Annotated in this window: 22 protein-coding genes; 15 read left to right on the top strand and 7 right to left on the bottom strand. The window is 36.5% G+C overall.

The genetic code is table 11. The features are described from left to right. Nucleotides 1-6 precede the first annotated feature (6 nt). From CP367_RS06630 to trxA, 5 genes are all read left to right on the top strand, one after another. Entirely contained in the window at nucleotides 7-264 is a 258-nt protein-coding gene (locus tag CP367_RS06630) for an IreB family regulatory phosphoprotein (RefSeq protein WP_003549189.1), read from the top strand. Further along, nucleotides 264-692 carry a Holliday junction resolvase RuvX gene (ruvX, locus tag CP367_RS06625; protein ID WP_005720532.1) on the top strand — a complete coding sequence of 143 codons (429 nt, stop codon included), beginning with the start codon at nucleotides 264-266 and terminating at the stop codon, nucleotides 690-692. Before CP367_RS06630 ends, ruvX begins: the two co-directional genes overlap by 1 nt. A 1-nt stretch (nucleotide 693) precedes the next feature. Beyond that, on the top strand, nucleotides 694-1,005 hold the full coding sequence (locus CP367_RS06620) for a DUF1292 domain-containing protein (protein ID WP_005720531.1): 312 nt from the start codon (nucleotides 694-696) through the stop codon (nucleotides 1,003-1,005). A gap of 57 nt (nucleotides 1,006-1,062) precedes the next feature. Then, nucleotides 1,063-3,420, top strand: coding sequence for an endonuclease MutS2 (locus tag CP367_RS06615; RefSeq protein ID WP_005728601.1), 2,358 nt, complete (start codon nucleotides 1,063-1,065; stop codon nucleotides 3,418-3,420). 82 nt (nucleotides 3,421-3,502) lie between these two features. Beyond that, a complete protein-coding gene (trxA, locus tag CP367_RS06610; protein ID WP_005720529.1) occupies nucleotides 3,503-3,814 on the top strand; it encodes a thioredoxin in 312 nt (103 codons plus the stop codon). Nucleotides 3,815-3,867: 53 nt separating this feature from the next. On the opposite strand, the gene mscL is transcribed toward trxA, so the two are convergent. After that, nucleotides 3,868-4,242, bottom strand: a complete 375-nt coding sequence (gene mscL, locus CP367_RS06605) for a large-conductance mechanosensitive channel protein MscL (RefSeq protein ID WP_005720528.1) — start codon at nucleotides 4,240-4,242, stop codon at nucleotides 3,868-3,870. 86 nt (nucleotides 4,243-4,328) lie between these two features. Continuing rightward, a complete protein-coding gene (locus CP367_RS06600) occupies nucleotides 4,329-4,751 on the bottom strand; it encodes a YslB family protein (protein WP_005720527.1) in 423 nt (140 codons plus the stop codon). A 76-nt stretch (nucleotides 4,752-4,827) separates the two neighbouring features. Between CP367_RS06600 and murI the strand changes: the two genes are divergently transcribed. Continuing rightward, entirely contained in the window at nucleotides 4,828-5,634 is an 807-nt protein-coding gene (murI, locus tag CP367_RS06595; protein ID WP_065990000.1) for a glutamate racemase, read from the top strand. Then, nucleotides 5,634-6,254, top strand: coding sequence for an XTP/dITP diphosphatase (locus tag CP367_RS06590; protein ID WP_089147816.1), 621 nt, complete (start codon nucleotides 5,634-5,636; stop codon nucleotides 6,252-6,254). Before murI ends, CP367_RS06590 begins: the two co-directional genes overlap by 1 nt. A 55-nt stretch (nucleotides 6,255-6,309) precedes the next feature. Here the strand turns inward: CP367_RS06590 and CP367_RS06585 are convergent, their stop codons facing one another. Beyond that, nucleotides 6,310-7,155, bottom strand: coding sequence for a mechanosensitive ion channel family protein (locus CP367_RS06585; RefSeq protein ID WP_065989992.1), 846 nt, complete (start codon nucleotides 7,153-7,155; stop codon nucleotides 6,310-6,312). Nucleotides 7,156-7,263: 108 nt separating this feature from the next. On the opposite strand from CP367_RS06585, the gene CP367_RS06580 reads away from it, so the two are divergent. Beyond that, nucleotides 7,264-7,689, top strand: a complete 426-nt coding sequence (locus CP367_RS06580) for a DUF948 domain-containing protein (RefSeq protein WP_005720512.1) — start codon at nucleotides 7,264-7,266, stop codon at nucleotides 7,687-7,689. Nucleotides 7,690-7,706: 17 nt separating this feature from the next. Continuing rightward, nucleotides 7,707-8,075 carry a hypothetical protein gene (locus CP367_RS06575; RefSeq protein WP_005720511.1) on the top strand — a complete coding sequence of 123 codons (369 nt, stop codon included), beginning with the start codon at nucleotides 7,707-7,709 and terminating at the stop codon, nucleotides 8,073-8,075. Between the two features lie 58 nt (nucleotides 8,076-8,133). On the opposite strand, the gene CP367_RS06570 is transcribed toward CP367_RS06575, so the two are convergent. Next, nucleotides 8,134-9,240: a Xaa-Pro peptidase family protein gene (locus tag CP367_RS06570; RefSeq protein WP_089147815.1), complete on the bottom strand. Its 1,107-nt coding sequence runs from the start codon at nucleotides 9,238-9,240 to the stop codon at nucleotides 8,134-8,136. 150 nt (nucleotides 9,241-9,390) lie between these two features. Between CP367_RS06570 and CP367_RS06565 the strand changes: the two genes are divergently transcribed. Then, nucleotides 9,391-10,392 (top strand): substrate-binding domain-containing protein, encoded by a 1,002-nt coding sequence (locus CP367_RS06565; RefSeq protein WP_013085886.1) that lies wholly within the window; start codon nucleotides 9,391-9,393, stop codon nucleotides 10,390-10,392. 41 nt (nucleotides 10,393-10,433) lie between these two features. Here CP367_RS06565 and CP367_RS06560 read toward each other — a convergent pair whose 3' ends face one another. Beyond that, nucleotides 10,434-11,804, bottom strand: coding sequence for a glycerophosphodiester phosphodiesterase (locus CP367_RS06560; protein ID WP_089146246.1), 1,371 nt, complete (start codon nucleotides 11,802-11,804; stop codon nucleotides 10,434-10,436). Nucleotides 11,805-11,917: 113 nt separating this feature from the next. On the opposite strand from CP367_RS06560, the gene CP367_RS06555 reads away from it, so the two are divergent. The 5 genes from CP367_RS06555 to CP367_RS06535 are packed head-to-tail and all read left to right on the top strand — an operon-like array spanning nucleotide 11,918 to nucleotide 15,594. Next, nucleotides 11,918-12,238 (top strand): hypothetical protein, encoded by a 321-nt coding sequence (locus CP367_RS06555; RefSeq protein ID WP_005720507.1) that lies wholly within the window; start codon nucleotides 11,918-11,920, stop codon nucleotides 12,236-12,238. Between the two features lie 15 nt (nucleotides 12,239-12,253). After that, entirely contained in the window at nucleotides 12,254-13,636 is a 1,383-nt protein-coding gene (locus CP367_RS06550; protein ID WP_089146247.1) for a bifunctional UDP-sugar hydrolase/5'-nucleotidase, read from the top strand. Then, nucleotides 13,629-14,219, top strand: coding sequence for a YutD family protein (locus CP367_RS06545; protein ID WP_005720505.1), 591 nt, complete (start codon nucleotides 13,629-13,631; stop codon nucleotides 14,217-14,219). Before CP367_RS06550 ends, CP367_RS06545 begins: the two co-directional genes overlap by 8 nt. Then, a complete protein-coding gene (locus tag CP367_RS06540; RefSeq protein WP_005720504.1) occupies nucleotides 14,219-14,989 on the top strand; it encodes a TIGR01457 family HAD-type hydrolase in 771 nt (256 codons plus the stop codon). The genes CP367_RS06545 and CP367_RS06540 overlap by 1 nt, the downstream gene beginning before the upstream one ends. Next, nucleotides 14,986-15,594 (top strand): TIGR01906 family membrane protein, encoded by a 609-nt coding sequence (locus CP367_RS06535; protein WP_005721551.1) that lies wholly within the window; start codon nucleotides 14,986-14,988, stop codon nucleotides 15,592-15,594. The genes CP367_RS06540 and CP367_RS06535 overlap by 4 nt, the downstream gene beginning before the upstream one ends. Nucleotides 15,595-15,605: 11 nt before the next feature. On the opposite strand, the gene CP367_RS06530 is transcribed toward CP367_RS06535, so the two are convergent. Both CP367_RS06530 and CP367_RS06525 read right to left on the bottom strand, forming a co-directional pair. Next, the gene (locus CP367_RS06530; RefSeq protein WP_005724245.1) at nucleotides 15,606-16,256 is read right to left on the bottom strand and encodes a VTT domain-containing protein; all 651 of its coding nucleotides are present in this window, start codon (nucleotides 16,254-16,256) and stop codon (nucleotides 15,606-15,608) included. 9 nt (nucleotides 16,257-16,265) lie between these two features. Next, nucleotides 16,266-17,258, bottom strand: coding sequence for an NAD(P)/FAD-dependent oxidoreductase (locus tag CP367_RS06525; RefSeq protein WP_089146248.1), 993 nt, complete (start codon nucleotides 17,256-17,258; stop codon nucleotides 16,266-16,268). Between the last annotated feature and the right edge of the window lie 156 nt (nucleotides 17,259-17,414).

The raw sequence follows: 17,414 nt of genomic DNA, 5'->3' as shown, positions 1-17,414 counted from the left end.
ATAAATATGAGTTCGCTAGATAAGACTATGCATTTTGACTTTAATCAGAACAAAGGAAAAAATGTTTATGATACTCTGCAAGATGTTTACAATGCGCTTGAAGAAAAGGGCTATAATCCTATTAACCAGATTGTAGGTTACTTACTTTCTGGCGATCCTGCTTATATTCCACGGCATAACGATGCCCGTAATTTGATTCTTAAGCACGAACGTGACGAGATTATTGAAGAACTTGTTAAGAGTTATCTTGGTAAGAATAAATAATGCGTTTATTAGGTTTAGATGTAGGTTCTAAAACTGTGGGAGTAGCAATTAGCGATGAGCTAGGAATTACTGCCCAGAAGTTGGAGACTATCCAGATTGATGAAAGCAGATATAACTTTGGTATGCGTCCATTGAAGAAGCTAGTCAGACAATATGAAGTTGACGGTTTCGTATTAGGTTTACCTAAGAATATGGATGGTACTTCTGGTAGTTCCGTAGCTAGAAGTAAGGCATACGGCAAACGACTAGAGGAAAAGTTTGGTTTACCTGTACATTATTCTGATGAGAGATTGACAACAATTGAATCACGACGAGTACTTGTTGAGGATGCAGGGATCCATGATCGCAAGAAGCGTAAACAAGTAATTGATCAGATGGCAGCGGTGCTCATCTTGCAAAATTATTTAGATTTACACCGAAAGGATTAAAATGGCAGCACAAGTTAATGGTGACGATCAAGATCGTCAAATTACTTTGATTGATGATCAAGGTAATGAAGAATTGTATGAGATATTATTTACTTTTCATTCAGATGATTATGACAAATCTTACGTGCTTCTTTATCCAGCCGCTGTTGGCGATGATGAAGATATTGAGGTGCAAGCTTTCAGTTATGATGCCGATGATGCCGGCGATGTAACAAGTAGCGATTTGCATGAGATTGAATCTGATGATGAGTGGGACATGGTCCAGGGAGTTTTAAATACTTTCTTAGATGATGACCGCTTGAGTGGTAAATAATAAAAAGAGGACTGGCTGTGGCTGGTCCTTTTTGTTAGTTTTAGAAAAAAGATAAAAATGAACAAGAAAATATTAGAGATTTTAGAATTTGGCGAAATTACTAAGCGCTTGAGTAAATTAGCGATTACTGGTCCCGCTAAAAAAGAAGCGGAGGAATTATTACCTAGTGGTGATTTTGAACAAGTACAAAATGAGTTAAAGCAGACTTTAGCTTTGACTAATTTGCTACGAATTAAGGGACAACTTCCTTTAACGGACTTTCAGGACGTACGTCCAAGTACTAAACGTTTAAGCGTGAAAGCTAATTTAAATGCTAAGGAATTAGGTAATTTATTATTAGTATTAAGTTTAGCTCATGAAATTAATGACTTTTTGGCAGAAATAGATCCAAACAAACTGGATTTAACTGCAATTGATGAAATTTTAGATCAATTAGATGTGCCGGATCTTTTATTTAGAGAATTAAAGAAATCAGTTGATTATGATGGTGAGGTATTAGATACAGCCTCACATGAACTAGCTCGTTTGCGTCATGATATACGTTCTAATGAAGAGGAAATTAAGAATAAGATGGATGCTTATACTAAGGGCAATAGTAGTAAGTATTTATCTGAGCAAATTGTGACTATTCGTGATGACCGCTATGTTATTCCAGTTAAGCAAGAATATCGGGCAAAATTTGGTGGGGTAGTTCATGATCAAAGTGCCAGTGGTCAAACACTGTTTATAGAGCCGGAAGCCGTTTTAAACCTTAATAACCGCCAACAGAATTTAATTGCTCAAGAAAAACAAGAAATTCGTAATATTTTGAAGCACTTATCTAATTTGGCTCGTGAAGAAATTACTAGTTTGAATAATATTGCGGCTGCATTAACTGAACTAGATTTCTTGCAGGCTAAAGCCAAGTTAGCAAAAGAAATGAAGGCAAGTGAGCCTCGTCTGACACAAGACCATTCTTTGAACTTATTAAAAGCGCGTCACCCATTGATTGACCCAGAAAAGGTAGTACCTAATGACATTCGTTTAGGTGGTGAATTTGATACTATGCTGATCACGGGGCCTAACACCGGTGGTAAGACAATTACCTTAAAAACAGCAGGATTGCTTCAATTGATGGCACAGTCTGGATTATTTATCCCGGCTGAAGAAGGTAGCAAGGTTGGCGTCTTTAAGCAAGTTTATGCTGATATTGGCGATGAACAGTCAATTGAACAATCGTTAAGTACTTTTTCATCACATATCAATGACATTATTGCGATCATGAAGAATGTTGATTCTGAGACCTTAGTTTTAATTGATGAAATTGGTGCAGGGACTGATCCAGAAGAGGGTGCTAGTTTGGCAATTAGTATCTTAGACTTTTTGCGTAAAAAAGATGCTAAGATCATGGTGACAACGCACTATCCTGAATTGAAGCTTTATGGTTATAATCGGCCACGGACGACTAATGCCTCAATGGAATTTGACTTAAAGACCTTGTCGCCAACTTATCATTTGCAGATTGGTATTCCTGGTCATAGTAATGCCTTTGCCATTGCCCGCAAGCTAGGGATGCGTGAAGATGTTGTCAAAAATGCCCAGAACTTAATGTCAGATGAAGATTCTGATATTAATAAGATGATCACCAAGTTGAATACGCAAACCAAGGCAGCTACTGTGGCTCGTAATCGTCTGCAAACCAGTTTGGATCGGAGCCAAAAATTAGAGCAAAAGTTGCAACAAGCACTTGATTGGTATAACCAACGTGTACAAAAACAGCTTGATTTTGCACAAGAGCGAGCTAATGAAGTTGTTGCCAAACGCCGTAAAAAAGCTGATGAGATTATTGCCCAACTTGAAAAACAAAAGAACATGGGCGTCAAGGAAAATAAGATTATTGAAGCTAAAGGCGAACTCAACAGTTTAGAGCGTCAGGCTAATAATTTGGCTCATAATAAGGTCTTACAGCGTGAAAAACGTCGTCACCATGTAAGTGTAGGCGATCGAGTAAAGGTCCTCTCATATGGTCAGACAGGTACGATTACTAAGAAGTTATCTGAACATGAATATGAGGTTCAGATGGGAATTATCAAAGTTAAGGTTAGTGATCGCGATATTGAGAGGATTGAAAAGGGCGAAAGTACTAAGCCTAGACAAACTGTTAGAGCAACCAGTGCGGTTAGAAGAAGTAATGCTCATAGCGAGCTGGATTTGCGAGGCCAACGCTATGATGAAGCAATGACTAATTTGGACCGATATATTGATTCTGTTTTACTGGCAGGACTTGATACGGTTACGATTATTCACGGTATTGGTACTGGTGCGATTAGAAAAGGTGTTTGGCAATATCTCCGCAGCAGCAATCATGTAAAGAACTTTAATTATGCACCAGCTAATGAAGGTGGCAATGGTGCAACAATTGTACAATTAAAGTAAGCGTCTTACTTGCAAAAAGTAAGTATAATAGAATATACTTATAATATAAATAAATGAATTGAAAAAATGTGAGGTAATAATTATGGTTGAAGCAATTAATGATCAAAATTTTGAAGAAGAAACTAAGAATGGTGTAGCATTAGTAGACTTTTGGGCAACTTGGTGTGGTCCATGTAAGATGCAATCACCAGTAATTGATCAATTATCTGAAGAACGTCAAGACGTTAACTTCTACAAGATGGATGTTGACCAAAATCAAGATACAGCTAAGAATTTGGGTATTATGGCTATTCCTACTTTAATCGTAAAGAAGGATGGCAATATTGTAGACCGAATTACTGGTTACACTCCAAAAGAAAAGTTAAACCAAATTTTGGATCAATATACTGATTAATTTAAAAATCAAAAAAAGCTTGAGACGATGTTGCCTCAAGCTTTTTTGATATATCACTTATTTTGATTTACTTGCTTTTTTAGCAAGTCACGAATTTCTTCTAAATAGTCGGCCTCAGTTGGACCAGCTTCTTTTTCTTTCTTGGGCATTACTCTATTTAAAGCCTTGATCATTAAAAATACCACAAATGAAATGATCAAGAAGTTAATGACAGAATTGATGAAGCTGCCATATTTAAATGTAGCATCCCCAACCTTAAAAACGAGGTTAGAAAAATCAATTTTGCCGGCAAAGATCCCAAGTAGGGGGTTGATCAAGTTTTTTACTAAAGATTGTACGATAGCAGTGAAGGCAGCACCAATGATTACACCAACTGCCATGTCCATTACATTGCCACGTGAAATAAACTCTTTAAATTCTTTAATCATGCTCTACTCCTATATCTAATATATATATAAATGCGATTTTAACTAAAGTATATATGAGTGGTTATTTATAGTCTATCAATTTGCTTTTAACCGAAGCGAGCGATAAATTGAACTTTCTTTTCTTTATCTAAAATATTAATTTCACATTCGGTGGTTCGACCAGTTGATTTTTGAAATGCTTCCGCGATCATTCCGCCTTCAAGGGAGAATTCCTTGCTGGCGCTATTCAAACGATCAGTGACAGTTTGGCCACTTAATTCGTAAGTAGTAAATGATCGTCTTTCTTTAACTTTTTCTAGCTTACCAAATTCAGCCATGTTGAAGAATTCAACTAAATCATCATAATCACTTAAATCATATTTTCGCGCGATTCTCTTGCCAGCCCAATAAAGGATTGAGGCGTCATCATCGCCTAAAATAGTTGGCAAAAGGAAATCGCGGTAAAGTTGGTTAATAAAATATACGTGCTCGTTTGTGTTTTCTGTGTTTTCTGTCATAAACTTGTTCATCCCTTTTATTCTTTTTTATTTTACCGTAAACTAGTAGAAGTAGAAAATAAATTTTTGATTTTAAGAGGGTTTTATTATGGATAATCGTCCGATTGGATTATTGGATTCAGGGCTAGGTGGCCTATCTGTTGCAAAAAAAGTAATTGAAAAATTGCCTAATGAATCAACTGTTTTTATTGGTGATAACGCTCATATGCCGTATGGCGATCGAACTAAAGAAGAGATTATTGAACTAGTTAGAAAATCAGTCCAATTTTTGTTAGATAAAAATGTTAAGCTGATAATTTTTGCCTGCAATACTGCGACAGCAATGGCTATGAGTACGATTCAAGCAGAAATCGATCCACAAATTATCGGAGTTATTCAGTCGGGGAGTTTGGCCGCTTCACGGACAACTAAGAATAAAAAAGTTGCGGTAGTTTCAACTAAAGCAACAGCAGAATCACATGCTTATGCTAAAGAGATCCGTTTCCGTGATCCAGAAATTCAGGTAACGGAATTAGCTGCCCCTAAACTTGCACCACTTGTGGAGGCTCAAAAAGATCATGAAACCAACTTAAAAGTAGTTAAAGAGAGTTTGACCCCCTTACAAGGAAAAGACTTTGACACTTTAATTATGGGCTGTACGCATTATCCATTGATTCAGAAAGAATTTAAAGAAGCAATTAATGATAAAAATGTTACTATCTTGGATCCTGCAGATCAAGTTGCACAGTATACGTTTAATGTGATGCGGCGCGATGGTTTGTTTAGTGATGGTAATGAAAAAGTCAGTCATGAATATTACACTACAGGCGATCCAACTAGTTTTGATCATTTAGCAAGGACATTCATGGATGATGCAACTTTAACATCTAAGCATGTGGATACGGAGAATGAATAATGGTTAAAGAAATTTTATTTGCGACTGGTAATCAAGGTAAAGCAAAAGAACTAAAAGAAGCCTTTAAACAAGCTGGGGTAAATGTCGAGATTAAGACGAATGCTGACTTAGACAATCCGCCTCATCCGATTGAAAGTGGCCATACGTTTGAAGCTAATGCCAAGATTAAGGCCCATGAATTAGCTGAGTTTAGCAAGTTGCCTACGATTGCCGATGATTCAGGTTTAATGGTTGATGCTTTGGATGGCGAACCAGGTGTTAGAAGTGCTCGCTATGCTGGCGAAGCTCATAATGATGCAAAGAATAACGCAAAGTTATTAGCTAATTTAGGCGGTGTGCCAGATGAAAAAAGAACGGCCAAGTTTTGGACTACGATTGTGGTTTCAATGCCAGGTGAATTTGATAAAGACTTGGTTGTGTCAGGTACTTGCAGTGGTCGTATTTTGGCCGCACCACGTGGTGAAGATGGTTTTGGCTATGATCCATTGTTTTATATTCCGGAAAAAGAAAAAACTTTTGCACAGATGACTACTGATGAAAAGAATGAGATCTCTCATCGTGGGCGAGCTGTACAAAAGTTATTGAAGGAATTGCCAAGTTGGTTAGAACAATTTGATTAGATAAAAATAGCTCAGTTCGGGTCATTCGTATGATTTGAACTGAGCTATTTTTTACTTATTTTGCAGTAGTTTTTGCAGGTCGTTCTGTACTTGCAAAAACAATATTATTTTCTCGTAAAATTTGAATATATTTACTTAAATACAAATTTCTCACAGCGGCTTGTTTACCAGGTTTAACTTGAAAGTGAATTGAATAAACAAATTTCTTTCCTGTTTGCTCAGTCACACCAACGATAGTAGGTCCAGAAACAATCGTCTTTTTTTCTGGCTGAATCTTGCGATTGCATTCTTTGATTAACTTGTTAACTTCATCAATATCGTTTTTGGTATCAAGATCCAAATTAATGTCTAGTGCTACACCGCCATGGGCTAGGTTTTGCACAATGGTAATGTTGCGGTTAGGGATGAAAATAATTGAGCCATCTGAACCCTTGAGACGAGTAGTTCTGAGGCCTAGTTGCACGACGGTACCAACATTAGTGCCAATCTGAACTAAATCTCCAACATCAAATTGGTCTTCACTTAGAATAAAGAAACCGTTGACCAAATCACTAACAAAGCCTTGTGCGCCCATTCCTAAAGCTAGGGAAAAAATTCCAGCACTGGCTAACAAGGTGCCAACTGGTACACCTAGAATAGAGAGAATACCGAATAAATAGAAGAAGATAAGGGTATATTGAAAAACGCTGTTAATCAAAGCTGTGATAGTTCGAGTTCTTTTATTCTTAACTGTGTTATGCTTGGCTAAGTAATTATTAATTATTTTATGACCAAAATGGGATAAAAGGTAAAAAATGAGTGAAGTAATAGCTAATTGCCAAATAATTGACAATAAATTTTGGCTAATTTTACTCCAATCAATTTCAATTTTCTGTATATTTATGTGAGTAGGAATCTTCATTTGGTGTCCTTTCTATTGCTTACGGGTATAATTAAGAATAACAAGACATTAATTGAGAATAAAGGATATTCATGCTAAACTTTTTTTAGATGTTGATGGAGGTAGAAAATGACAATTTCTTATGGTGCTTTAGCAGGCTTAATTGCGGCGATTGCATTCTTAATTTTAGTATTATTTACGATTCCAATGCTAATTCGGACCGCGAAGTTGTTGAAAGAAACTAGTGCAACTATTCAAACAACTAACGAGTCAATGAAGAAAATTTCTGAAGATATGGATGGCTTGATGGATCAAACTTCGGATTTGTTAGATAAAACTAATGACCTAATGACCGATGTTAATGGTAAAATGAAGACGTTAGATCCAGTTGTTAAAGCTGCTGCAGATTTAGGCGAAAGCGTATCAGAATTAAACGATTCATCTAAAAAGATCGCTAAACGCTTTAGCAGCAATCATTTAAGCCGTACGGGTCTTATTTCTTCAATAGCTGCGACGGCATTTGCAAGACGCAAGCGTCGCAGAGGTGAAAATTAATAAAGGAGGAATTCACCATGAAAAAATTCGCAAGTTTCTTATTAGGTGCCGTTGCAGGATGTGCAGCAGGTTTTCTCGCAGGTTCACTTCTTGTTAGTGATGAACAAGTTGATGACGTTAAGAACAAGATTAAAGATAATGACAAGCTTCAAGATTTGAAGAAGAAGTATGACAATGGTACTGAAATCGTTAAGAATCAATTAGCATCATTCCCTAAGAATGTTGAAGATGATTCAGAATTGAAGGATTTTGACGACATCGTAATCGATGACTCAAATAAAGATGACGATGACAGTGAAAATGCTGAAGAGTCAGTTAACGATTTGAACAATGCTGAAAAAGATGATACTGATGCAGCATCTACTTCAGAAAAACCACAAGCTTAATTAAAGTCAAAAAGAAAAGGAGCTGGTCGTGATGATCAGCTCCTTTTTTATGACAAAATTAGTCTTTAAGTGGCAAAACTTTTAAGTCCTTGTCAGTGTGAGTAAAGGTTTCAAAGCCGTCCTTAGTAACGACACCACAATCTTCAATTCTGACACCAGCAAAGCCAGGGATGTAGATACCTGGTTCAATGGAGAAGCACATTCCTTCTTCAAGAACTAAGTCGTTACCTTGTACGATTGATGGATATTCATGAACGTTTTTACCAATGCCGTGACCTAGGCGGTGAATGAAGTATTCACCATAGCCAGCCTTAGTAATGATGTCACGAGCCACGCTATCTAATTCTTCAGCGGTGATTCCTGGCTTAGCAGCTTCGATTGCGGCTTGTTGAGCTTCACGATCAACTTCATAAATTTCGCGTTGCTTAGCAGTAGGTTCACCGTAAGCAACAGTTCGACTAGAATCTGATGCGTAACCATCGTGCATGGTACCTAAGTCGAATAAAACTAATTCATTTGGTTGAACAGTGTTCATAGTTGGACCAAGGTGAGGATTAGCGGCGTTTTTACCAGCTTGTACGATGGTTTCAAAACTTTCATGCATAACACCTTTTTGAATTTTTAGTTGGTAATCAATTTGACCAGCGATGCTTCTTTCGGTGACGCCAGTTCTAATTGCGTCAAAGCCAATCTTAAAAGCGAAGTCTGCTTCTGCACCAGCGCCTTGCAACTTCTTGATTTCTTCAGGTGTCTTGTAAAGACGAAGTTTTTCAATAAAAGGTGAAACATCGTTAGTGAAACTAGCGTTAGGAAATTCACCACGTAAGAGCTGGTAGTGGGCAACAGACAAATCATCTTTTTCAATTGCCCAATTATGGGTATCGTGAGTTCTCTTTTTGACATTATCTGCGATGATGCTCCAAGGATTCTCAGAATCAAGATAGCCGATAACATCGCCATCCCATGCAGATGCTTTTGCTTCTTCTACGTTTAAAGCCGGGCAGAAAATAAATGGTTCTGCATCCTTTAAAACAATTAAAGCAAAGATTCTCTCATGTGGTTCCATTGAGTAACCAGTAAAGTAGGAAATGGTGATTGGATTAGAAATGTAAGCAAGATCATTATTGGAGTCTTGCAACCATTGTTGTAATTTATCTAAGTTCATATTGTCCTCTTTTCTTGCAAATTATGTTGACTGTAGTATATCATGATTTCTTAATGAAAAAATGAAAGAAAATCTGTAAACGTTTGCATTTTATGCAGCATCGTGATATCTTTAAGTGAAGAATTTTTTGGAAGGACTGAGAGATAAGAGATGCATAAACAAGAAGTTACAATCTATGACGTCGCTCGAGAAGCTAAGGTTTCAATGGCTACGGTTTCTCGTGTTGTGAATGGTAATAGTAATGTTAGAAAAGAGACACGTGACCGTGTTCTCGAAGTTATTAAAAGACTGCACTATCAACCAAACGCTGTAGCTCAAGGTTTAGCTTCTAAGCGGACTACTACAGTAGGGTTAATTGTCCCAGATTTAACTAATTTATACTTTGCAGAATTATCTAAGGGTATTGATGATATTGCACTTTTATATAAATACAACATCATTATTACTAGTATTGAAAACCGCTTGATGAAGGAAGACCAAGTTATTCAAAGTTTGCTGAATAAGCAAGTTGACGGTGTAATTTATATGTCTAACCGTTTATCAGATGAAGCAGCTGATGCCTTTAAGCGGACTGATACTCCTGTGGTTTTAGCAGGTACTAAAGATAATCGTGATGATTTTGCTTCTGTCACAATTGACTATAAGAAGGCTGATACTGAAGCATTAAATTTGATGTACCATGATGGTAAGAAGCATTTGGGAATCGTAGTTGGTGATCAAGATGCTGTAGTTAACAGCGAAAACAGAATCCCTGCTTATGAAGAATTCATGGAAGAAAATGATTTGGGCACTCCTCGAATCTATACTGATATTAAAGACTATTCAGATGGTTATAATTTATACCCACAATTAGTTAAAGATGGCGTTGATGGTGTAATTGTTACTCGCGATATTTCATCAGTTGGTATTTTGAATTCTGCGATGGATGCAGGTAAGAAAGTGCCAGAAGATTTGGAAATCGTGACCGCCAGTGCTACGCAGTTAGCTTCTGTTGTTCGTCCAGCTTTGACTACGATTAAGCAGCCACTTTATGATATGGGTGCCGTAGCAATGAGAATGTTGACTAAGTTGATGAACAATGAAGAAGTAGATGATACTCATATTGTTTTGCCATATGAATTAGTTAAAAAGCAAAGTACTTTAAATCAATAATTAAGTGAAGCAAAAAAGACCAGTTTACTGGTCTTTTTGTTTTAGTAGATAATTTTGTTAATCTGTTGAAGCTTTTGTGTAAAAGTGGTTGGCGCAATTGCTTGATTAGGATTATAGGGCAAAAGCACGAGATTAGTGTACTGACTGACCCGTGGTAAAGACTGATAATCTCTGAAATCGTCTTGACTAAAGAAGCCATAGAACAAGATATCTTTTGCCTTAACCCAACCTAGTTTGGTATAAATCCACATGTTTTTAGGACTACCATTAAAATTTTGAATTTTTAATAATTGATTTGCGGGTAATTTTTGCTGCGTTTTGGCTTGGTTATCAGGATAACGATAAATTGTAACTTTTTGGTTAGGTTTAGCGATAATTTTCTTATTTTGATAAGGAGCAATATCTCGCTTTGTTAAGTCAAAATTAACGAATTCTGCCGAAATAAAAGTTTTTTCAGCAATTTGATAAAATAAGCGATCATCTACACGGACGCCATAAGTGACATTGACTTTTTGACCTGGTTGCACGTACTTCTTTTCTTTGATGCGAACATACGGATTCATCATTGTAGCGGCTTTAGTTTTACCAAAATAAATTCCAGTTCTATTAATAGCGTACTTTTTAGTGCCACTTTTGGCTAATTTATATTTAAAACCAGTAGCGGGATAGTTGGTAACCACGCCATCAACATTCCGATTAATTAGCCAATGCCATAGGGCAGGCGATTCGTCCATTTCGGCCCAGACAAACAGTTGCTTATGTAATTTGTGAAGCCAGTGAATTAAAAAGGGATGCTCTTGCACAATATCAGAAGAAGCATTGATAGCATTAACTTGAGGTAAATTACTGAAATTAATGCGTTTCAGGCTGCCAACGATCAAAATTAGATAAGCTTCAGGCATAATTTTTCTAAAGTGAAAGAGACTAGCAGCGGAAAATGAATGAATCATGATTCTTTTCTGCATATGGTATTTTTTAACTATTTGTGCGCTTCTATCCTCTAACTCATAGGACGGATTTAATCCATGATCAATTTTAGTCTCTAAGACAAATTTAGTGTTTGGTTTATTTTGATAATGCTTAAAAAGCTCACTGAGTGACATAACGTGTTCGCCATTGTCATATTGCAGTTGTTTAAGTGCTGTAAAATTATTTTGTGATACAATTGCATGTGTATGAGTAACTCGGAAGAGGTCATCATCATGTGCAATGACCGGAACTCCATCCTTTGAGAGCTGGAGATCGAGTTCAACGTAATCAGCACCAGAATTAAAGGCGGAATCGTCAGCCTGAATTGTTTCTTCAGGATATTTGATGGGATCACCACGGTGCCCTACAACTGTAAAACCACTATTTATGAAAAAGACTAAGCTAAAAAAAAGAACCCAAACGAGTCGGCTTTTAAATTTCATGTGTACACCTCTATCGCATACTTAACAATAGCATGGTTACACATTTTTTTCTATTTATAGTACTATTCTTTTATCAGTAATCGGTATGATTGAAATCTAAAGGATGAGATTTAATGGAACAATTGGACTTAATTGAAGAAGTTACCAGAAATGATGGCAGTCGATATTATGAAATCTCTAATATTGACCAAAATGGAATTGCAGAATTAGCTGCAGATCATGGCTTAATTAAAAAAGTCAAAATACTGCAGCTGAATATTCCTCGAACTAAGGCACTGATTGCTTATGAAAAATATATCAATGATACTTATGACTTGCAGACTTTGACTAATGAAAGTGATTGGAAAAATCCAAAATGGGTAGAATGGGATAAACCCAAGGGAAAAATTTTAGACGCATATAATATGATCTTAAAAGCCAATCGAATTGGTTAGAAAGTGGCATAAAAAATGGAACAACTGCGAATTTTACATACCAATGATCTTCATTCACATTTTGAACATTTCCCTAAAATCGGACGTTACTTGAAAAAAGCGCAGGTTGATCAATCGGTTGATGATATCTACACTTTCGATGCAGGAGACTTTATGGATCGGTCTCATCCTTTAACTGATGCTACGGAAGGTCAAGCCAACATCAAATTGATGAATGGGTTTAACTATGATGCAATTACGATTGGCAATAATGAGGGAATTTCTAATCCACATTGGGTATTGGAACATTTATTTGATCATGCGGACTTTCCGACAGTTTTAGCAAATTTGCGTGAAGAAGATGAATCAATGCCTAAATGGGCAGTCGGCCATATGTTTTTAACTACTAAGAAAAAGACGCGAATTGCTTTAATTGGCCTGACTGCAGCTTATCCAATGACTTATGGTCCTAATCATTGGCATGTCAAGATGTTAGGTGACAGTATGGATCACGAATTAGCTCAAATTGAAGGCAAGTATGATGTCTTAATTTTATTGACTCATGTTGGATTAAAAATGGATCGCTGGTTAGCTAAACATTATCCTCAAATTAATTTAATTGTAGGAGGCCACAGCCATGATCTGATTGAACATGGTGAAAAAGTGGGGCATACTTGGATTACGCAAACAGGTAAATGGGGAAACTATGTGGGTGATATTCATCTAGAACTTGAAGATCATCACGTGATTAAGGTAGTACCTCGCACTATTTCTACTGCTTCGATGCCAGAAGAACCGGAAGATAAGGCAGTAATTCAGGGCTACTATGATGAAGGTAAGCGACTTTTATCAGAACGAAAAGTGGCTAATTTACCTGAAAAATTTGCGGATGATAAAGTAGCAGCCGTTCAAGTTTCTCTTGATGCGATTGCTGATTTTGCTAAAACAGATTTAGCCATTTTAAGCTCAGGCCTATTCTTGACCCCGTTTAAGAGTGGAATAATTACTCAATATGATTTACAAAATGCCTTACCGCATCCAATGCACGTTGTTCGTTCAACCTTGAAAGGTTATGATTTGTGGCGACTAGTGATGGAAATTGAAAAGAATCGGCATTACCTAGACCATTTTCCACTGCAAGGGATGAGTTTTCGAGGAAAAATTTTTGGTCAGATGTATTACAAAGGGATCAAGGTTGATATGCGTAGACGTGTAGTTTACGTCAATGGGCATGAAATTGATCCACAAAAAGAATATAAAATTGCCTGTTTGGATCATTATGTCTTAGTTCCATTTTTCCCAACTTTGGCTATTGTCGGTGAAAATGAGTTTTTATTCCCACAATTTTTACGTGAAGTTGTTGGTAAATATTTGGCTGAAAAATATCCTTTAACAGCGAGAAGTGAAAAAGATGACTGAAGAAAATAAATTTGAACAAGAACAGCCAATTAGACACCCACTTGCTGACGTGGTGCAAGATGGTAAGAGCATTAAGATTGGTGCGCAGCTTTATAGCATCATTGTCAATGAGCGAGACGCACTTGATTTAGAATCTTTGCGTAAAAAATATGATCCTTATCTTGACCAGTATGATTATCTGGTGGGGGACGTTTCTAGTGAACATTTACGCTTGAAAGGCTTTTATAAAGACGGTGCTAGAACCGCAATTGATAAAAAAGAAATGGCGATCGTGGATTATTTAACGGAATATTGTAATCCCGGCGGACCTTATTTTATCTTGGAATTAACGCATCCAGTACATTATTATCAGCATCAACGTACTAAAATACGGCGATCACGTGAACGACGCGAGCGCGATTTTGGTAAAAATGAGCGTTATCATGCACGACGTCGAAATTATCGGAAGAATAAAAATGAAAATAATCCGTTTAAGAAGCGGCGTGTTCATCAAACTAAATTTAAGAAAAAACAATCAATTGCAGTGAAAAAAGAATTTGGACGGCATCATTCATTTATTATTAAAAAGAGAAAGGGAAACTAGTGAAAGATTACCGGGTATTTTTAATTGACTTAGATGGAACTGTTTATCGTGGTAAGGAAACAGTTGAATCAGGAGTAAGATTTGTTCATCGTTTAGTTCAAGCAGGGAAAGACTATTTGTTTTTAACCAACAATACGACCAGAACACCGCAAATGGTAGTTGATAAACTAAAGGGACACGGTATCGAAACTGATACGGACCATGTTTATACGCCAAGTATGGCCACAGCTAGCTATATTTTACAAAGAGAACACAAGGAAAAGATCGGCTTGTATATTATTGGGCAGATTGGTCTCTGGCGTGAATTATTGCAACATCCAGAGTTTGAGCTTAATGAAGAAAATCCCGATTATGTAATTGTCGGTATGGATACAGATCTGACTTATCATAAAGTACGAGTAGCTTCACGGGCGATTAGACGTGGAGCCACTTTTATTGGGACTAATGCCGATATGAATTTACCAGCAGAGGATGAGCTAATTCCAGGCAATGGTTCACAATGTGCATTCGTTGCTGCAGCAAGTGGAGTAGAGCCACTGTATATTGGTAAGCCTGAATCAATTATTGTAAAAATGGCTTTGGATAAAGTTGGCTATAGCAAAGATGAGGCACTTTTGGTAGGTGATAATTACGATACCGATATTAAAGCTGGCTTTAATAGTGGAGTAGATCAGTTGTTGACTTTGACAGGTGTGACGACCAAAGTGGATATTGCAGATAAACGTCAACCAACAATTTTAGTTAATAACCTAGATGAATTTGAATTATGATTACTAAAAACAATATTTTTTCGCTGATTTATCATTTTTTGTTTGCTGTTTCTAGCAGTGTAATTGGGGCAATTGTGGCTAGTTGGCCATTATTGTTTATTTTTATGATCGTACAAAAGACATATGAGACGGTTCACATGTCTTTGTTTAAGGTAATGCATAATTATAACCAGCTGATGTTTTATTTGCTCTGGCCCTTTAAAAAGCAGCTTAAAATGGATAATTTCCCTACATCTGCTAATGCGGCAGAACATTTTGCGGAATGTAAGCATTTATTTATTCTGACTCTATTAGTTTTTATTATCTGCATCATAGTGCACTTTGTTTTTAAACGACAAAAGAAAAAGCTACTGCTTAATTTGGATAAATCAGTAGCCCTTATTTTGCTATTATTGCCAATTATTATTTTTCCATTTGCAGTAACCAATTTCGACAGTTTCTTTGTGATTTTTCACCATATTTTGTTTAACAATAGTGATTGGCTGTTTGATCCTAATACTGACCCAATTATCAATGTGCTAACGGAAGGCTTCTTTGCTTCTTGTTTTGCCGTTGCTGGGGTTATTTATGAATTATATTTTGCTGAAAAATTATTACGTAAGTAAAAAAGAGTTCCTTAGTGGAACTCTTTTTTGAGTGATATTTTTTTCTTGATTGCGACAATTGCGATTGGCACAACTGATACTAAAATGATAGCAATTACGATCATTGAAAAATGGTCCTTTACAAATGGAATATTGCCAAAGAAGAAACCGATGATTGTGAACAATCCTGTCCAAAGCAAGCCACCCAAGATGTTGTAGGTGATAAATTTACCATAATGCATCTTACTGCCGCCGGAAATGAATGGGACAAAAGTACGAATAAATGGTATAAATCTACCTATAACGATCGTAATTGGTCCGTGGCGCTCAAAGAACTTTTCAGCGGCCAACCGATTATTTTGATTAATTAATTTATTGAACCAGCTATGTTTTTCACCAGCTCTAGTTGACCAGGCACCAATTTCATAGTTGATACTGTCACCGATTATGGCGGCGAATGCTACTATAAGATAAACTAGCCAAATATTTAAGCCATACTTAGGATTAGCAGCCATTGCACTCGCAGCAAAAATCAACGAATCGCCTGGAAGAAATGGAAAAACGACTAAGCCTGTTTCAATAAAAATGATAGCGAATAAGATTAAATAGGACCAACCACCGAATTGGTTAACAATCGTGATTAAATGGTCATCAATGTGCAAAATAAAATCGATTAAACTCATCTGGAACTCCTAAAAACTAGTTGAATGAATTGTCAAAGTTTTTTCAGGGAAAAGATCACGCATAATCGCGGTGATTGCAATCTGGGCTTCGCCAAAACCGAGAGCGATTAAAGGGACGCGTCCAGGATAGGTAACAACATCGCCAGCTGCATAAACACTGGCGATATTAGTTTGCATTGTTGAATTCACCTTAATTTGTGCGCCAGCTAAATCGATTCCCCATTTTTTGACAAAGTGATTATTAGCTTTAAAGCCATATGCAACGACTGCTTGGTCTAACTTGATATTAGTTAAACTATCTTTTCCCATTTCTTTTAAATTAACGTTCAGTTGATTATCAACCAAATTGATTTGTTTAGGAAGATAGGGAGTTAAAATTTCAACATTTTTTAAAGACTTAAGTTTTTTGACATTAGATTCAAGACCGCGAAATTGATTACGGCGATGAATGATTTTGACATTGGCATAATTAGCTAATTCTAGTGCCAGGTCTAATGCTGAATCGCCGCCACCAAAGACGCCAACTGTTTGTCCGACAAATTTTTGGGGATCTTTAATAAAGTAATGAATCCTTTTTTGAGTATCATCATCCATAGATAATGGTAAAGCTTTAGGTTTAAAGGCACCGGCGCCAGTGGTAATCAATATGCTGCGGGATGCAACTATATCATCGATAATAAAGCCGTCTTTTTGTTTAGTGACATTTTCAACTTTATGGTTAGTAAAAATAGTTGTATCCGTTAAATTATGTCGTAAATTGTCGATTAGTTCAGTTCCTGTAATAGAGTCGTAAGCAGGAATATCTTTGATTTTCTTAAAAGGATAAAGCATTTGTGGCTGTCCGCCTGTTTCAGATAATGAATCAAACAGTACGGTCTTGAGTCCATGAAGATGGGCAAATCGCGCGGCAAATAGGCCAACAGGTCCGCCACCGATAATAGTTAAATCAAATTTTTTAATTTTAATGACCTCCTCAAAGTAGTGATGTATCAACTTTAACATGAATTTTGTAAATATTCATTTAAAAATAAGCTTGTCAAAAAATGAATTTTAAGGTATATTATTGAAGTCGCCTTTTTAAGAGCGAGCATAATTCTTTATTAAAAAAATACTTGCAATTAATATTCAAGTATTATATATTAATAAAGTCGCTTCGAG

The organism is Lactobacillus sp. UMNPBX16, from assembly GCF_002553775.1.
In the GTDB taxonomy this organism is placed as follows: Bacteria; Bacillota; Bacilli; order Lactobacillales; family Lactobacillaceae; genus Lactobacillus; species Lactobacillus crispatus.
Note: the sequence above shows the minus strand (reverse complement) of the source record. Positions and strands in the feature narration are given on the sequence as shown.

Coding starts and splice junctions, on each gene's coding strand:
- CP367_RS06630 (WP_003549189.1), top strand. CDS start 7: ATGAGTTCGCTAGATAAGACTATGCATTTTGACTTTAATCAGAACAAA.
- ruvX (WP_005720532.1), top strand. CDS start 264: ATGCGTTTATTAGGTTTAGATGTAGGTTCTAAAACTGTGGGAGTAGCA.
- CP367_RS06620 (WP_005720531.1), top strand. CDS start 694: ATGGCAGCACAAGTTAATGGTGACGATCAAGATCGTCAAATTACTTTG.
- CP367_RS06615 (WP_005728601.1), top strand. CDS start 1,063: ATGAACAAGAAAATATTAGAGATTTTAGAATTTGGCGAAATTACTAAG.
- trxA (WP_005720529.1), top strand. CDS start 3,503: ATGGTTGAAGCAATTAATGATCAAAATTTTGAAGAAGAAACTAAGAAT.
- mscL (WP_005720528.1), bottom strand. CDS start 4,242: ATGATTAAAGAATTTAAAGAGTTTATTTCACGTGGCAATGTAATGGAC.
- CP367_RS06600 (WP_005720527.1), bottom strand. CDS start 4,751: ATGAACAAGTTTATGACAGAAAACACAGAAAACACAAACGAGCACGTA.
- murI (WP_065990000.1), top strand. CDS start 4,828: ATGGATAATCGTCCGATTGGATTATTGGATTCAGGGCTAGGTGGCCTA.
- CP367_RS06590 (WP_089147816.1), top strand. CDS start 5,634: ATGGTTAAAGAAATTTTATTTGCGACTGGTAATCAAGGTAAAGCAAAA.
- CP367_RS06585 (WP_065989992.1), bottom strand. CDS start 7,155: ATGAAGATTCCTACTCACATAAATATACAGAAAATTGAAATTGATTGG.
- CP367_RS06580 (WP_005720512.1), top strand. CDS start 7,264: ATGACAATTTCTTATGGTGCTTTAGCAGGCTTAATTGCGGCGATTGCA.
- CP367_RS06575 (WP_005720511.1), top strand. CDS start 7,707: ATGAAAAAATTCGCAAGTTTCTTATTAGGTGCCGTTGCAGGATGTGCA.
- CP367_RS06570 (WP_089147815.1), bottom strand. CDS start 9,240: ATGAACTTAGATAAATTACAACAATGGTTGCAAGACTCCAATAATGAT.
- CP367_RS06565 (WP_013085886.1), top strand. CDS start 9,391: ATGCATAAACAAGAAGTTACAATCTATGACGTCGCTCGAGAAGCTAAG.
- CP367_RS06560 (WP_089146246.1), bottom strand. CDS start 11,804: ATGAAATTTAAAAGCCGACTCGTTTGGGTTCTTTTTTTTAGCTTAGTC.
- CP367_RS06555 (WP_005720507.1), top strand. CDS start 11,918: ATGGAACAATTGGACTTAATTGAAGAAGTTACCAGAAATGATGGCAGT.
- CP367_RS06550 (WP_089146247.1), top strand. CDS start 12,254: ATGGAACAACTGCGAATTTTACATACCAATGATCTTCATTCACATTTT.
- CP367_RS06545 (WP_005720505.1), top strand. CDS start 13,629: ATGACTGAAGAAAATAAATTTGAACAAGAACAGCCAATTAGACACCCA.
- CP367_RS06535 (WP_005721551.1), top strand. CDS start 14,986: ATGATTACTAAAAACAATATTTTTTCGCTGATTTATCATTTTTTGTTT.
- CP367_RS06530 (WP_005724245.1), bottom strand. CDS start 16,256: ATGAGTTTAATCGATTTTATTTTGCACATTGATGACCATTTAATCACG.
- CP367_RS06525 (WP_089146248.1), bottom strand. CDS start 17,258: ATGTTAAAGTTGATACATCACTACTTTGAGGAGGTCATTAAAATTAAA.